Annotated in this window: 13 protein-coding genes; 6 read left to right on the forward strand and 7 right to left on the reverse strand. The window is 29.6% G+C overall.

All coding sequences use genetic code 11. The features are described 5' to 3' along the window. The first annotated feature begins 80 nt into the window (after positions 1-80). Both AC2I98_RS08655 and AC2I98_RS08660 read left to right on the forward strand, forming a co-directional pair. Positions 81-2,819 carry an outer membrane beta-barrel protein gene (locus AC2I98_RS08655; RefSeq protein ID WP_486411311.1) on the forward strand — a complete coding sequence of 913 codons (2,739 nt, stop codon included), beginning with the start codon at positions 81-83 and terminating at the stop codon, positions 2,817-2,819. A 113-nt stretch (positions 2,820-2,932) separates the two neighbouring features. Further along, positions 2,933-4,954, forward strand: a complete 2,022-nt coding sequence (locus AC2I98_RS08660; protein ID WP_486411312.1) for a DUF3857 domain-containing protein — start codon at positions 2,933-2,935, stop codon at positions 4,952-4,954. 42 nt (positions 4,955-4,996) lie between these two features. Here AC2I98_RS08660 and AC2I98_RS08665 read toward each other — a convergent pair whose 3' ends face one another. From AC2I98_RS08665 to dapF, 3 genes are read right to left on the reverse strand one after another with little or no spacing between them, the layout of a single operon-like run. After that, entirely contained in the window at positions 4,997-6,397 is a 1,401-nt protein-coding gene (locus AC2I98_RS08665) for an FAD-binding oxidoreductase (RefSeq protein ID WP_486411313.1), read from the reverse strand. Positions 6,398-6,426: 29 nt separating this feature from the next. Continuing rightward, positions 6,427-7,449: an endolytic transglycosylase MltG gene (mltG, locus tag AC2I98_RS08670; RefSeq protein ID WP_486411314.1), complete on the reverse strand. Its 1,023-nt coding sequence runs from the start codon at positions 7,447-7,449 to the stop codon at positions 6,427-6,429. 9 nt (positions 7,450-7,458) lie between these two features. Further along, positions 7,459-8,265, reverse strand: a complete 807-nt coding sequence (gene dapF, locus AC2I98_RS08675) for a diaminopimelate epimerase (RefSeq protein WP_486411315.1) — start codon at positions 8,263-8,265, stop codon at positions 7,459-7,461. 131 nt (positions 8,266-8,396) lie between these two features. Here dapF and AC2I98_RS08680 point away from each other — a divergent pair, with 131 nt between their 5' ends. The 3 genes from AC2I98_RS08680 (at position 8,397) to AC2I98_RS08690 (ending at position 11,059) form a co-directional block, all read left to right on the forward strand. Continuing rightward, on the forward strand, positions 8,397-9,911 hold the full coding sequence (locus AC2I98_RS08680; RefSeq protein WP_486411316.1) for a Do family serine endopeptidase: 1,515 nt from the start codon (positions 8,397-8,399) through the stop codon (positions 9,909-9,911). A gap of 108 nt (positions 9,912-10,019) precedes the next feature. Continuing rightward, complete coding sequence (locus AC2I98_RS08685) at positions 10,020-10,475, forward strand: hypothetical protein (RefSeq protein ID WP_486411317.1); 456 nt, start codon at positions 10,020-10,022, stop codon at positions 10,473-10,475. Positions 10,476-10,576: 101 nt separating this feature from the next. Then, positions 10,577-11,059 carry a hypothetical protein gene (locus AC2I98_RS08690; protein ID WP_486411318.1) on the forward strand — a complete coding sequence of 161 codons (483 nt, stop codon included), beginning with the start codon at positions 10,577-10,579 and terminating at the stop codon, positions 11,057-11,059. On the opposite strand, the gene AC2I98_RS08695 is transcribed toward AC2I98_RS08690, so the two are convergent. After that, entirely contained in the window at positions 11,031-11,546 is a 516-nt protein-coding gene (locus tag AC2I98_RS08695; RefSeq protein ID WP_486411319.1) for a hypothetical protein, read from the reverse strand. The genes AC2I98_RS08690 and AC2I98_RS08695 overlap by 29 nt on opposite strands. Positions 11,547-11,648: 102 nt before the next feature. Here AC2I98_RS08695 and AC2I98_RS08700 point away from each other — a divergent pair, with 102 nt between their 5' ends. Further along, positions 11,649-12,224 carry a DUF3575 domain-containing protein gene (locus tag AC2I98_RS08700; RefSeq protein WP_486411320.1) on the forward strand — a complete coding sequence of 192 codons (576 nt, stop codon included), beginning with the start codon at positions 11,649-11,651 and terminating at the stop codon, positions 12,222-12,224. 38 nt (positions 12,225-12,262) lie between these two features. Here the strand turns inward: AC2I98_RS08700 and AC2I98_RS08705 are convergent, their stop codons facing one another. The 3 genes from AC2I98_RS08705 to AC2I98_RS08715 form a co-directional block, all read right to left on the reverse strand. Next, positions 12,263-14,275, reverse strand: coding sequence for a hypothetical protein (locus AC2I98_RS08705; RefSeq protein WP_486411321.1), 2,013 nt, complete (start codon positions 14,273-14,275; stop codon positions 12,263-12,265). A gap of 155 nt (positions 14,276-14,430) precedes the next feature. Further along, the gene (locus AC2I98_RS08710; protein WP_486411322.1) at positions 14,431-15,501 is read right to left on the reverse strand and encodes a tetratricopeptide repeat protein; all 1,071 of its coding nucleotides are present in this window, start codon (positions 15,499-15,501) and stop codon (positions 14,431-14,433) included. Further along, positions 15,491-16,699 (reverse strand): helix-turn-helix domain-containing protein, encoded by a 1,209-nt coding sequence (locus tag AC2I98_RS08715; protein ID WP_486411323.1) that lies wholly within the window; start codon positions 16,697-16,699, stop codon positions 15,491-15,493. Before AC2I98_RS08715 ends, AC2I98_RS08710 begins: the two co-directional genes overlap by 11 nt. Between the last annotated feature and the right edge of the window lie 44 nt (positions 16,700-16,743).

Genomic DNA, 16,743 nt, shown 5'->3' on the forward strand with positions numbered 1-16,743 from the left:
TATTAAAAATAGAACTGATTAATTACCAACCTAAATCTCTACAACCTCTACCAATAATTATACGATAACACTATATTTCTATGAAGAAAATACTCTACCCGATCTTACTTATCGGAGCTGCACAATTTACAATTGCACAAGAATGTAAACTAAAAGGTACAGTTGCAGACGAAAATGGAATCCCTGTTACAGATGCTTCAGTTTCTATCTTTGATAGTAAAAACGAAGGAAAAGGTTTTGTTTTTACAAGTAATGTAGGTGAGTTCGAATTCAAATTACCTTGTGGTCAAAAATATGACATCGAAATCGAACAAGCTGGTTTCGAAACATATGTTGAAAATGTTGATTTAACTGAAAATGTCAACAAAAAATTAAAACTTAAAAAAGGAAGTCAAATTTCTTTACAAGAAACGATTGTAAAAGCACAACAAGCAATCAAAGTAAAAGGTGATGTTATAGAATATGATGCAGATTCTTTTAAGGTTGGAAATGAAGAAACTTTAGAGGATATTTTGAAAAAACTTCCAGGAATCGAAGTGGTGAATGGAAAAGTTATGTACAAAGGAAAAGAAATGAAACAAGTGACTGTTGGTGGTCGTGAAGTTTTGGGTGGTAACGAAAAATTATTAAATAAAAATTTACCATCTGATGCTGTTTCTAAAATTCAGTTGGATACAAAATTCAAATCAAATCCATTCGCTTCGTCTTTACAAGAAGATGATGAGCAATTTGCTTTAAACATCGAACTAAAAGATAATATGAAACGTCTTGCTTTTGGTAATGTAACTTTAGGTGGAGATGCGGATCAACATACAGATGCGCAAGCAAAGATTTTCTACTTTTCAGAAAAAACAGATGCAACTTTAATCAACGACTTTAATACGTTTGGAAAACAAGTTTTTGATCAAGATGATTACATGAGCTTCTTTGGTGGCTATTCAGAATTTACCTCAGATGGTAGTGTTTTGTCATTACGAGGAGGCACAAATAACTTTATGTTTCCATCAGAAGCGACTTATCCTGATATGAATACATATAATGGAGCAATACATTTTGGTGTTGAACCAAATAAAAGATTAAAAATTTCTGGTTTTGGACTTATTAATACCAATAATATTAGTTACGATTCTAGAGAAGAGCAACTTTGGCCAAATGAAACAATTATTAATGAGGAAAAAAATAACAATAATCGATTAATGGGAATGTCTCGCATTAGAATTGATTATAACCCCAATGACAAAGGACAAATTAAATATCGTTTAAACTTTAATTATTTAGGAAATGACGACGAAAAACTAATTGATCGTACAAAAGATGGTGAACAACTAAGCTCGAGTAAATATTATACAGACCGAAAAAATTATTCATTAGCTCAAACATTATCCTATATCCGAAAAGTTGGTAGAGATCATAATATTGGTTTTTATTTACGTCATCAATATCAAAATGAAAATCCGGAGTATAATATATTTTCTAATACAATGCCATTTACTGCATTTGGTAATTTAACACAAATCAACAATCAATATAACTTAAATCAAGATCAAAAATATCTTGTCAATACAATTCAAGCCTATTCTGTTTTCAATTATTTATTAACCAATACATCTAACCTTAAATTAAAAGCAGGAACAAATTTTAGTACACAAGATTTTGATAATTCTATTTCCGATTATCAAACAATACTTCGTACACCAAAAGCAGAAACCAATACAGCTTTTGACTATAATGAAACTTTTTTTGACGCAACATTAACTAAGAAATTAGGTAATTTTCAAGTAGATTTAGGAGCAGGTCTTTCTTTATTCAACGAAAAAGCAAAATTTTATGATGGATCAAAAATCAACTTTAATCTTACTAAAATTTTACCACATATTAATCTGCAATACAAGTTTAATAACGCGACAGGTATTTATTCAAGCTATTCGCAAAACTATAGTTTACCACATGCAAAAGACTTATCAGATTCTTATGTATTACAAAATTATTATTCAATCTTCGAGGGTAATAGAGAACTTAGACAAGCTTTAACGCATGTAGCAAATATTAATTTTAATCATTTTAATTCATTTAATTTCTTTCAATTCTATACTGGTTTTACATATTCTAAAAGAGAAAAAAGTATCTTGACTTCTTCTTTGATGAATACAATCAATAATACGCAAGTCAATACACTTCTGAATTCTGATTTTGAAGACGAAACCTATTCTGCAAATTTTATGATTGGTAAACGTTTTGCAAAATGGTACAATGCAAGATTAAACGGTAACATTTCATATTCGGATTCGTATTCTTATGTAGGAAATATTATAGATAATCCGGACACACCAGATCCTAATGATACAAAAACAGTTACAAATAATTACAATAACAAATCAATTTCACAAAATTATACGCTGACAAATACGTTTACATTCAAAAAGAAATTTGAATTAAAAGCTGGTCTTAATTTAAATTTAAACAATTACGAATCAGAAATTATCAATAGTACAAATACTGAAAATAATAGAGCCCAAAAATCAGAAAACTGGCGTCCTTTTGCCGAAGCTGCCTATTCTGTAACTGATAAATTATTAATCCAATCAGATTTTTCTTATCGTTTACAATATGTAGATAAAGTAAAAAGAAATGAAGCGAAGGAATTAAATGCTTCTGTTCGATATAATATTGCTCGTAAAACTTATTTATCTCTTACAGGAGGAAATCTATTAGGAAACAACGTCATCTTGACAAATCAATTTACTAACAACTACATATCGACTACAACACGTAATGTTTTAGGAAGATATTTTATTGTAAGTTTAAGATACAAGTTCTAAATCAACGAATTACATTTTATCATTTTATTTTCACAAACGCGTCTACAAAATAGGCGCGTTTCTTTTATGAATAATTTTTGTACTTTTAAATTATATCAACAAATAAAAAACAAATGGAAAACCTATCTAACGACATTTACAAAATCATTCAACCCGAAGATTGGACAAAAAGTCTTAGCGATAATCAAATTGTAGAACTTTCAAAAGAAAATGATTTTTCAAAAAACATTTTAGATGAAGGAAGAGATTATTGTTACTTTTTAGACAAAAAATTTTACGTAACACGCGAAAAACATATCGAATATGTTAACATGTCTTACACGCTAACTGACCCTGCTAACTTAGAAAAAGCGTCAACTTATGATACTATTGTAGAAGAAAACGAAACATACCTTATTCATCGCATAAGTGTTATTCGTGATGGACAATTAATAGATAAATTAGCTGATAGTACAATCAAAGTTTTGGACAACGAAGTTGATAGCGGATCTGGTGTAATTAATAAGAGTAAAAAAATCAATATCTCGATCAAAGATTTGCGCTTGTATGATATTCTTGTGTTAGAAGATGCAAGAGAAAAAGTGTTTACAGACAAAGATTTTGTTCGTAAAGAATACAGCCGATATTTATGGGTGAGCCCAGATTCTTATTGGGCTTATGGAAATTATAAATTCGAATTGATTAACCAACGTGATGATGAATTTTCTTACAAGAAAAATTTCTTTCGTGATGAGAATGCTAATTTAATCGAAACTAAAAATGGAACAATTCCTCCTGGAGAATCATACACATTTGAACTTGTAAACTATCTGAATCCAACAGATCCAAATCGTGAAATTTTTCCTTACATCGATTTTGCAACAAAAAGTACGTGGGAACAACTTTCTAATTTTATTTCGCCTTATTACGAAGAAGTCATTAATAAAGCAAACTTAGAAAGTTTTGCACCAAATTTAGTCGAAAAACTAAACGAATTTTCTGATCTTGAAGATAAAATAGAATATGCAATAGAATATGTTCAAAACCATATTTATTATATCTACAATGCCGATGAAATGAGCGGACACAAACCACAAGAAGCAGAAGTAACTTACGCTAATAAACAAGGAGATTGTAAAGCAAAATCTATTTTATTAAAAGTTATTTTTGATTATTTAGGATTAGAGTCTTCTATTATTTTATTGAATTACAATACCGATTTTTATTTCAAATATTATCTTCCATCGTTGTTAGCATTCAATCACGTTATTGTGAAAGTGAAACATAAAAACGAAACGTATTATGTGGATGCAACTATGCGAAATGAATATGGTTATCTTGAGAACAGAAGTTTTATCTATTTTGCACATTATTTGGAAATCAAGCCAAATGAAACCTTACAAATTCGACCTCCACACAAATTTCCAAAATTTTGCATTGATGAAAATGTTAATGTAACTACAAAAGGAAACGAAGGTTATTTGGAATCGACTTCTATTTATCGTTATAATCGTGCAAATAATATGCGACGTTATTTCAAAAACACAAACAAACGAGAAATTATAGATAGCTGGAATAGCTTCTTTTATTATGCGCTAAATTATAGTGCTGATCGACCAGAAATGGATTTGAGAGAAATTTTCAAGGATACATCGATTGATATAATTTCGGATGATAAAAAACTAAACGAATTAACGATAAAATATAAAGCTAGAATCGAAAATCCGTATTTCAAAGACAAAGTTACAAACGAACGTTTCTTGATGTTTTTTGATCGCAATGTTCCGAAAAATAATGTACGAGATTTCATTCACAAAGATGCGTCTTTTTGGCATAATTTCGATAGTGAGAAATATGAAATCAATTTAAAAACAGATCAAAAAATTGATACAAAAGAAAAGTATACCATTCAAGAATCTGATATCAACGATGAGTATTTTACCTATTCGAGCCGAAAAAAAATTACTCCAAATTCAGGAAGTGTTTTCATTGAATATAATCCGACGACAAATCATGAAATTACAGCCCAAGATTTCGAAAAATTCCGCAACAATCATTACATCATAGCTGATAGCAATTATGGTTTAGGAATAGATATTATAGAAGCAGGAATTATGAATTCACTGAAATTTAAAATGAAAAAAATGTTTAAATAATTGATAAAAAAACTCCCAAAAAATAATTTTAGGGAGTTTTTTTTATTTAATCACCTGTGGATAATCAAACAAATTATTCGGATCATATTTCTTTTTCAATTTTTGTAATCGAGCTAGATTATTTCCGAAATAAGCATTATTTGCTTCAGGAAAATTAATATCTGGATAATTTCTATATTGCTTTACATTTCCTAAATTTCTCAATAATTTTTGTACTTCTTCAAATGATTTTGTCAACTTTTCTTCTTGGGAAGGCAAATCCCAATATGCTTGTAACTCGCTTAAATAATTAATATCTCGATGCGGATAGGCTGTATCTGAAGAGTTAATCTCATTAATTTTTCCACCCAATGTATTTATTTGATAAATCATTCCTTTAGAAGATGTTACTTTAGTAAATAAATCCGTCAAACCATTTTCTATATCTCCAATTCCTTTGTACAAACCTGCCGAAGCATTTTTGAAATAAATTGGCTCTTTAATACCATAATAATTTTTTAGTGCTGCTGACAGATTTCTATTTTTCATTGGTTTATAATCATTTGCTAATGGAATTAAACTCGTAAAAGTCTTCTCAAAATCAGTTTGATTCGAGGCAAAATTGGTAAATAAGATCGTCAAAAACTTTCCATTCAAAACAAAAGCTGAGAATGCTTCATGAGGTAATTTTTCGGTAGATTGAAACCAAAGTTGAAGTAGTTTCACAAATTTATCTGAAGTCAAATTATTAAATTTCATGCGATATCCACTAAATGATGAGGGTGCAGTATAAGTTTTGAAATGTAATTCAGTTATAACACCAAAATTACCATTTCCTCCACCTTTGCACGCCCAAAGTAAATCTGGATCAACATCAGAATCGATTGTATTTCCTTTGTAATCGATCATTTTAACGCGAAGTAAATTATCACATGTTAAACCATATTTTCGACTAAAAAAACCGTAACCTCCACCCAAAGTCAAGCCACTAATAGCTACAGTTCCACACGAACCAGCAGGAATAATTCGTTTTTTAGGTAAAAAATCTGCATAAATTTCTTGTAATAAACAAGCTGGTTGCAACTTTACTTTATTCTCTTTTAACCAGGTAATTTTATTCATCAAACCAAGATGAATCAATAAACCATTATCAATATTCGAAAAACCTTCGAAACTATGTCCACCACTTCGAATCGCTATTTTTAGTTTCTTTTCATTTGCTAAAGCAATTGCGGTTTTTATTGCTTTTTCAGATTTACAAACTGCTATAATTTTTGGGAACTTTTCAATTCTTTTGTTAAATGATCTTCGATATTGATCGTACTTTTCATCATCTTTTGTTAATAAAATTAAGTCGTCATCCAAAAAATCATCAAAGGAATAAAAAGACATAAAAAAAATTCCTAAACTACTTGTAGCAAGCATTTTTAGGAATTCTCTTTTTGTATAATTTTGTTGTGACATAGCTAAAATTGGTTTAGCTAAATATACAACTATTTGATATTATTCTCTTTCAGCCAGTTTCTATAATTTTCAGCATTTTTCAAATGCTCCTGATAATCATTCGTATAAATATGATATCCTGGCTTTTTAGGATCTGCAACAAAGAAAATAAAATCGTGATTTGCTGGTGATAAAACCGCATCGATTGCTCCTAAATTTGGTAAACAAATTGGTGCAGGAGGCAAACCTTTGTTACGATATGTGTTGTATGCATTCGACGACCATGTCCATTTTTTATAAACGCGTTGCACTTTTTGATCCCAACCATTTTCCATTTTATATGCATAAATAGAAGTTGGATCGGCTTCTAAACGCATATCCTTCGCTAAACGATTCATATACGCACGCGCAACTTTCTGTTGCTCGTCCATATTATCTGACGATTCTAACTGAACTATAGAAGCTAATGTTGTCACTTGTAATGGCGACATATTAAGTGCTTTTGCTTTCGCTAAACGGTCTGCATTCCATACTTTGTCATGTTGAGCCACCATTTTTTCTACAAACTTTTCTGGCGTAATTCCCCAATAAACAAAATACGTTTCTGGTATAAAATATTGTTTAACCGTTTCATCATTTAAAGTTGTATCATTTTTTTCTTTTACAAAATCACGAATAGCAGTTAATACTTGAACCGAATCCATATCAAGTTGTTTAGAAACAGAACCTGCCAAATGATAAATTGTTGGTTCATTCTTGATACGAAGTTTCACTTCTTCTTGCTCTCCGCCCTGTAAACGATCAATAATATCGCGATTAGAATCAGTGCTTGAGATTTTATACTTTCCAGATTTTATTGTTGCTGGATAATCTGCATCTTCTGCATATTGTTTGAATAATTTTTCGTCCTTTAAAAATGGTTTTAAAGAATCTAAAACTTGTTCAAATTTAGCTCCTCTAGAAATATAAATAAAACCATCTTTGGTTGCATTTCCTTTGAAACCATCTACAAATGTACATCCTATAAGTACGAATGAACAGATTAATGTTAATACTAAATTTAATTTTTTCATTGGATTGAATTAAATTTCAATTTCACCTTCAAAAACTTTTATTGCTGGTCCATTTAACCAAACATTGACAAAGTTATGATTATTTTCTTCAAAATTTACAGATAAATCTCCACCCATTGCTTTTACTTTGATATCTTTTTTGTCTACAAAATTTTTCACATAAGCAGAAATAGCTGCAGCCGTTATTCCAGTTCCACACGCTAATGTTTCGTCTTCTACTCCACGTTCGTATGTTCTTATTGTAAGACTATTGTCGGGCATAACCTCAACAAAATTCACATTAGATCCTTTCTCAAAATATGGTGCTCCATTGCGAATTTTTTTCCCTTTATTATAAACATCAACATCTTTCACGTTTTCAACAAACTCAACATGATGTGGCGAACCTGTGTTCATAAATAAATATCCATCGTGATCTTCTACTTCATTCACATCAATCATTTGTAAACGAATAACAGCTTGATCTACGACACCATGATGTAAGCCATCAATTGCATTAAATGTCATTTTGTCATTAGCTACTTCCAAATCATTGGCAAATCGAATAATACAACGTCCACCGTTTCCGCACATGGTACTTTCGTTTCCATCTGAATTAAAATACACCATTCTGAAATCTGAATTTTCATCATTCTGCAATAAAATTAATCCATCTGCTCCAACTCCAAAATTACGGTCGCAAAGCTTATTTATTAGACTTGTAGAAATTGGAAATGTTTTTTCTCTATCATCAATCATGACAAAATCATTCCCAGCACCTTGATATTTATAAAACTTTAATTTCAACTTCTTAAATTTTAAACAAAGTAAATACATTTTTGTCACTCTTAACTAATGTTATAAAAGATTTATAATTTAGTGTTAACATCCGTTAAACGATTTGAAATGTTAAAGTTTTGGTCTTAAATTTGATTTAATCTAAAACATTAAAAACTTATATAATAAAGATGAAAAAATATACAGGTTACTTATTAGTTGGATTAGTGAGTTCTATGACAACTATGGGAGGTTTTTATTTGATGAATGAAAATGGAAATAACCCATTTATTACAAATGCAAGTAATCAGAAAAACGGAGACTTTGAATTTGTAGACTATAAAGGAAATTACAATTACGATGCTCCAAATTTTGTACAAGCATCTAATAAAGCTGTACATACGGTTGTAAGTATTAAAAATTATTCGAATCAAAGACAACAGCAACAACAGCAAATGTTTGATCCGTTTGATTTCTTTTTTGGACAACCAGAACAACAACAAAGAGGAAGACAACAACAGCCTGACCAAGATCAACCATCTGGAATGGGTTCTGGTGTAATTATTTCTCAGGATGGTTATATCGTAACAAACAATCACGTGATACAAGGCGCTTCTAAAATTGAGGTGACGTTGAATAATCAAAAAAGTTATATTGCTGAATTAGTTGGAACTGATCCAAGTACGGATATTGCCTTATTGAAAATTAGTGAAAAAGGTTTACCATTCACAAAATTTGTCGATTCTGATGCCATTAACGTTGGAGATTGGGTGTTAGCAGTTGGTAATCCATTTGGATTAACTTCTACTGTAACAGCAGGTATTGTTTCGGCAAAAGGTCGTAGCATTAATATTTTAGGTAAAAACTCTGAATCTCCAATTGAATCGTTTATCCAAACAGATGCGGCAATTAACCCAGGAAACTCTGGTGGTGCTTTAGTAAATGCAAACGGAGATTTAATTGGTATTAACACTGCTATTTCTTCACCAACAGGTGCTTATTCTGGATACGGATTTGCTGTACCTGCAAACTTGGTGAAAAAAGTTGTAGAGGATATAAAATCGTATGGAATTGTACAACGTGGATATTTAGGTATCAAAGGTTTTGATTTATCAAATGAAGATGCTGTAAAACAGTACAATAAACAATTCAAGAAAAATGTAAAAACAGATAATGGTGTAATGGTAACTGAATTAGTTTCGAAAGGATCTGCAATCGATTCAGGAATCGAAGAAGGTGATATTATTACAGCTGTAGACGGAAAACCAATTACATCTTTTTCTACATTATCATTCATGGTAGGTAGTAAACGTCCTGGTGACAAAGTCGCATTAACAGTAAGACGTGGAAACGCAGAAAAAACGTACACAATTACATTAAAAGATGCGAAAGGAAGTACGAAAGTTAGAAGTAAAGCAGATTTAACACCTACAGAACTTTTAGGTGCACAATTTGAACCATTAACAGAACGTCAAAAAGATAATTTTGGAATCAATTATGGTGTGATGGCAAAAAATGTAGAATCTAGTGGAAAATTAGCTGCAGCAGGTGTACAGGATGAATTCATTATTCTTTCTGTCAACGATAAAAATGTAAGCTCGCAAGAAGACATAGAAAAAATCCTAAAAAATTATAAAGGACGCGTTTCAATTAAATTTGCAGATTATTACGGTCGAATTTATACAAAAGGATTTACGATGGATTAAAATTTTGAGTCGATTTTAAATTTTAATAAATCATTATAAATAGCTACAACAAATTATGTTGTAGCTATTTATTTTTGTAGTAAGTATATTTACAAAAAATCAACTCTCATGAATCTTAAAAAAACACTTTTCATCATTACCTTATTTCTCAGTTCTATTTCATTTGCACAGAAAGATCTGATTGGCGCTTCTGTCAGTTACTCAAATCAATCTGGAAATTTTGGTAAAGCAGGTTTATTTATAGTTACAGGTTTTAATAGTAATTCTATACTTTATAAAATAGATGCAAATGTTAACATGGCATATATGCGAGATAATTTTCATGTCATACCCGAAATTGGTATTACTGGATATTTGGCTGGCGGAGGTTTTTATTATATTTTTCCGTTTGTAGAAAGTGAATTTACGCCATACACCATTACGCCAAAAGTTGGAATTTCCGTTGGTACTTTTGTTGATTTCGGAATTGGATTTGGTTTTAAGATTAATGAAAAAGAGGACTTCAAACCAATCAAAGGATTTCAATTTTCGGTTGGTCTCAATATTCCTTTTAATGTGAAATAGAAAAAGATTTTACTAAAATCTATTACTCAATCTAAAGCAAGTTTGATATTAAATCCTATCACAACTATCAACTTTCACTTATTATTCATTAATTTTATCGCATGAAAAAATTCATCGCAATCTTTGTTTTAATTTTTAGTTTTCAAGCAAAAGCACAACAAAATTTAACCGATTATTTCACAATTAATGTTGGTTACGAATATTGGAATGGAAATTACGGAAAAGTTGGAACAGATTTATTTCTGGTGCAAGACAACAATAATATTTTGACATTTAGCGCCAATGCTAATTTGGGTTATATGAAGGATAAATTTCGTGTAATACCAGAAGTTGGAGCGGGATATATGTTCAATTTCCGTAATAACCCAGGTGATCCCTATAGTTCTAATTTCAGTTCTGCATTTTATGTAATTCGTGCCGAAGTTTCTCCCTGGACAATCACTCCAAAAGCTGGAATTGCCGTACTAAGTATTGTTGAATTGAATGCAGGTTATTCATTTGAGTTTAGAGAAAATAAGGATTTTAAAGACATGAGTGGTTTCCGAGCTGGATTAATTATTCATTTGCCGACTCAGCTTTTTTAGCATTTCGAATGCTTTTACGCAATTCTTTCAAACGGATATACAAATCTGATGTAGAAGCATTTTCTTCTATTGCTTTAAAAATGAACACACCTTTATCAATATAAAAAAAGATAATAGCCTCGTGATCTGCTACTTTAAACGCATTTGTAATTCCATTGATTTTATTTTCAACCCAAGATAACTTGCATGTTTGTAAATCGAAAACATGATCTTCGTTTCCCAATATATCTTTGAAAATTAATTGATCTCCTTGTGTATAAAGAACTCCACTTCCTTGAAAGGATTTCATTTTTAAGAATCTTCCTTGTGGACGTCCGATATTATAGCGTACAACAGCTTTTAATTCAATATCATCAGGTAAACTTTTTAAAGTATACATTTCATTTTTCTCTCTTACCTTTGCATCTGATACAGCAATAACAAAGAATATCGAAACAAAAACTCCGAATATTAAAAAGATAATTAAAATTGATAAAAGCGCTGCCATAGTGTTATTAATTGTTAAGTAAAGTTATAAAAAAGCTTGAATTAACATCTAAATAAACCACTTTTTTTACCTTAGCCCTGCAAACAACCAATATTTATAGTAATGAAAAAATTATTTTGGATACTAATTCCTACATCAATATTTGCTCAAAAAGGTGAAACTCAACTGAAAGCAAATACACTTACCCTTCCTTTAGCTATGATAAACCTTGGAGTTGAACACGCTTTAACTGATAAAATCACATTACAAGCTGCCGGATTTATTTCGCCATGGAAGTCATTTGCTGGTAATCATTTGCAAATGTATATGGGTTTTGTTGAAGGAAGATACTATTTTGATCAATCAATGAGTAAATTTTATATTGGTCCAAATATCGGTTTAGGCTTTTTTGATATCCAAAAATGGAATTATTGGAATACAGATAAATACCAACGCGGAGTTGCTATTTTAACCGGAGCGACAATTGGTTATCAAGTTAAAATTAATGAACATTGGGGGTTGGATGTTTTTGTTGGTGGAGGACATTCACAGGGTAACTACAAAGGTTATTACAAAGAAGATGCTTCTAATATTGGTCGCTATGATTCTGCTCAATCATTTAACAAAAGTGGAGAATGGCTACTATACAAAGGTGGTGTTATGTTAACTTATAAATTTAAACGAAAAAAATCCAACTAAAATTAGTTGGATTCTTTCATAATTAGTGTTAATTAGAATTAGAAAACTAAGATTTTAGCTGTATTCGCTTTTCCTTGCTTATCTAACGTTTTGATGATATAAATTCCTTTATTCCATCCATTCGTAAAAATTGTTTTTGTAAAATTACCTGAGGAGATTAGATTTCCATTAATGTTATAAATTTGATATGTTTGGTAATCATAATCAATACGAACTTGATTTAAGTTACTTAAATATTTTATCGTTTGTGTTGAAGTTGTAATATCATTTACACTCAAAGTTTGCATTGGCAGTTTATAAAACTCTGTAAGGAAACTTGTCGCTGAATAATTAGATCCATAATAGATATACATACGATCGTATTCACCTTTTCTGTTCAACAAATATCCAGCATTTGTTATACTACCTTTTTCTGTTCTACCAGAAAAATCTGCAATAATATTATTTTCGTTTTGAGCAATTCTATATGTGTTTGCTATTTGATTATTTTCACGATCTTGTAAAGCATAAACATACTCAATTTCATTATCGTCGTTAATAATTGTAGGGTTAAGTGTAACATCTGTCAAAAACACTTTAAATTTTTCTGTAGTAGATGTTAAAGGTAATTTCACCTTTTTTACCTCTTTCCCATTATTATCAAAATGTTTTACAACACCATACATTTTATCTCCATCGATCTCTGGCATTCCCATTCCAAAAACATAGTTATATGTAGTTCCATTTGCTATACGATTCATGTCTAATGTTAATAATTCATCATTATGTAACGCAGGGAAATCATAAGCTACAGAGAAATCTGGTAAGTTGTAAACTCTTAAATTAGTAATTCCTTCTGGACCACCCATCATCATTACAGCTTGATCTTTTTGATTAGGTAACTCTTGTAACATCAAATTATTCTCTGCTCCAGCTCCCGCAACTTGCTCATCTATTTTATGAATAAGAACACCATCTTCGTTTACGACATAATAGTTATACCATTCTTGGTCTGCTAACATATCATAAATGTAAGAACCATAAGTAAATTCTAACTTATTATCTGTATTATATGTATTTTTAGAAATGTCATATTTATCTGTATTGTAGAACATTCCAAAAGTTGCCATAGGAATTGTATAAGGATTTTCCTCATCAAATCCGAAAACAGGTAATTTAAATGATTTTTCTACTGTAAACGTATCATAAGCTATTAAATCCAATACAAATTTTGCATTTGAATTAAATTCTAAGGTACTATTATCTACTAATTTTTCTGTATAATGTGCAAAAACTAAATAATCTTTTCCGTCTAAATTTTTATGTGTAATAGGAATTCCTGCATAAAAATTAGCTAAATCAAAAGGAAGTTTATATTCTTTTGTTTGTGATGGATTATTTAAATCAACTTTAGTAAGAATAACTTCATCATCAGTATTATCATAAGCAAAAAGACTATAATTAGAATTTTGATCTTTCTTAATTTCAAAACTACTCGCATCAGTTTTACTTACAATTTCCCCAGTTTCAGAGACTAACCAAATTTGATGTTTTTGAAATTCAGGTCCACTTCCACCTTCGAAAAAGTGAACATAGATTGGAATAATTAGTTTTGTATTATTTGCTAAAATTTTTGATGAAAAATCGCTAACCACTTGTACAGAGTTCGCACTTTCTGGAATTGATATTTTAAATTGTTTCTCAACTTTTAAATTATCATCATAAATTTGAAACTGAAAATAAGCTCCCGCTTTGTATTTTACTTCTGTACCAAAAAATAAAGTTTCTCCATTATCTACATTATTTCCAAATCCCCATCCTTGAGAATTAATCGTAGCAAAAGGTTGTAAATTACTTTGCTTTTTTTGCCCTCTACCATATTCCATAGCTTCGGTTGGAGAACTATATATTGTAGCTTTATTAAATGAAACAAAATCGATTTTCTTGTTCAATTTTTCAGCTTTCGTCTTTTCAATCTTAGTTGATTTAGTCAGTGTATTATCAAAAATACTTTGTGCATTCGCGCAACCAATTCCAATAATTGTCGCCAAAAGAATAAAAGTCTTCTTCATATTTTCCGTGTTATCTTTTTTCAAATGAAGAAAATAATTTTTGAATACAAAATCAAATTAACTACTACATGAAAGAAACTTACTTAAATTCATTACTTACAAAAAGAGATTAATACATTTATTAACAGTATATTATATTTTGTTATTTAAGGAATTTAGTTTTTTATACTTTTTCGTCTAATTTTATAAATTTTCCGAAATATTAAAATTATTAAAATAAAAATTAAAGAAATTGGAAGCCAAAATTTTGATAATTTCGTAAAAAAGGTTTGGTCTTTATGTAATAAATAATTCAAACTTTTTTCTTGAGCAATTAAAAATTTTTTGTCTATCGCTATTGCTGTAGTTCTAACAAGATTACTATATCTTTTATACCCTTCAAAATCTCTTAACTCGTATGAATTCTGAGCTAAAAGTTTATAGATTTGATTGCTTACCTGCAATGGTTGAGAAGATTGAATGTCCTTCAATACTTCGTTCAATAATATATTCGAATTAGAATAATTCTTTTCATACTGATAAATTCGAGCCAAGCTAATTTTGGCTGATTGATCATATTCTTCTAATTTATTTTTATGAATAACTTCTGTCGCTTCATTCAAATAAAATTTGGCAGAATCCAATTGATGTTTATCAATCAAACAATTTGATTTTTCAATGTATACCAATGCCAAATTGTTCAAAATAGACTGATTACTTTCCGAGGTTTTATAGGCTTTTATCGCTTTATTATAATACTTAATCGCAAAGTCACAATCCAAATCATCTTTATACCCATTTCCTTTTATTCCATATATATTTCCTAAATACATGGCTTTTTTCTCTGTTGGAAATGCATCGGAAGAAATCAATTTTACTGACTCATCCAAATATTCACGCGATTGTGTATTAAAACCATATCCTTGAAAAAGCTCACCTAATCGTCCTAAAATTCTAGCTTCGTTAAAAATATCTTTTTCTTTTTTCACATAGTCATACGTTTCATACGCATATTTCAGTGAATTATAACTATCATCTAAAGATGAGTATGCATTTGTTTTGATTAATCTTGCAGTAATTTGATCATTTTTATCAGAAGAATTTTTGATAATTCTGTCCGCAATTTCGATTGCTTTTTTGGGGTTAAAATAGACATAATCGTACGCAATTCTAACGCTATCTACTTTTTGTGCAAATAAAATAGATGAAATGAAACCGAAAAAAAAGAGGAATAACTTAGTCTTCATTTTCTGTCAAATTTTTAATGAATAATGAAGGAGTAGTTCCTGTCACCAACTTAAAAAAAGTGGTAAAACTACTTTGGGAAACAAATCCGCTTAGAGTTGCAAGATGACTAATTTTATACAAACGAAACTTTTTATCTTCTTTTAGACACTTTGTAATATACTCAATACGCAGTTCATTTATATAATTATTAAAACTCTTCTGCTTTATATTATTAAGAATTGAGGATAAATATTTTACGTTTGTATCTAAATCTTTTGCTAAAATCGTAATCGTAATTGTAGGATTTAAATAGCCTTTATTTTTTTCGAAATTCTCGAGTTTTATTAAAATTTCGTTTTCTACTTTATCTGAAATTAAATTTGGTTTACTAATCGCTTCCTCAACTTTTACTTTCTTTTTATAAAAAATAACAAACAAAATCATTGCTACCAATACAATACTAAAAATAAGAGACAACGTTTTTATATGTTTATTCTCTTTCGCTAATCTTACTTTATTTTGCTCTAATAATTTATTTACAAGATGATTTCGAGTACCTTTTTTATCAACATTTAATCTTTCATTAAGTGTTGATAATTGTGTGTTATAATTGGCAAATTTTTCGAGAGAATTATTTTTAAGATAAAATGATCTTAATTTTTTAAGAAACATAAATCGTTCTACATCATTGGTCGTTGTTTGCAAACTATCAGCTATTGCATTTGCTTCAATTTCGGACTGAATTGGATTTGCATTAATAGAATTGATAGAAAGATCTGTTCGTAAATCCAAAAACTTATGATGAACACTATTGATCCACTTTTTATCTTTGGACTTTACTTTTCTATATAATTTTTCTGAATGTTCCTTAAAACCTAAATATTGAGACAAATCGGCACCAATTATTGTGTATTTGTCTTCTATTTCTTGATTATCTAACGCTTCTACTTCTGGTTGAATGGCGAAATAAAGATCTAATGCTTCAACATCTTTTGAAACATAAATCTTAATCTTAATCAAATCAAGTTCGTAATTTAATTTTTGTTCTGGGTTTGTTGCATTGTTGATTAAATATTCATAAATCTTAATACTTTTCCCATTATCCTTTTTTATTTGTTGTATTGCTTCTTGATAAAATGTATTATTCTCATCTGTATTCTGAGAAAATCCAAAGATTGGCAGTACAAATACAATCCAAAAAACAACCTTATATACCATTTCTTACTAAACCTAATTGTAAAAATAAAAAAACTCTGATGTTA

Source organism: Empedobacter sp. EJD.6dd, from assembly GCF_057369435.1.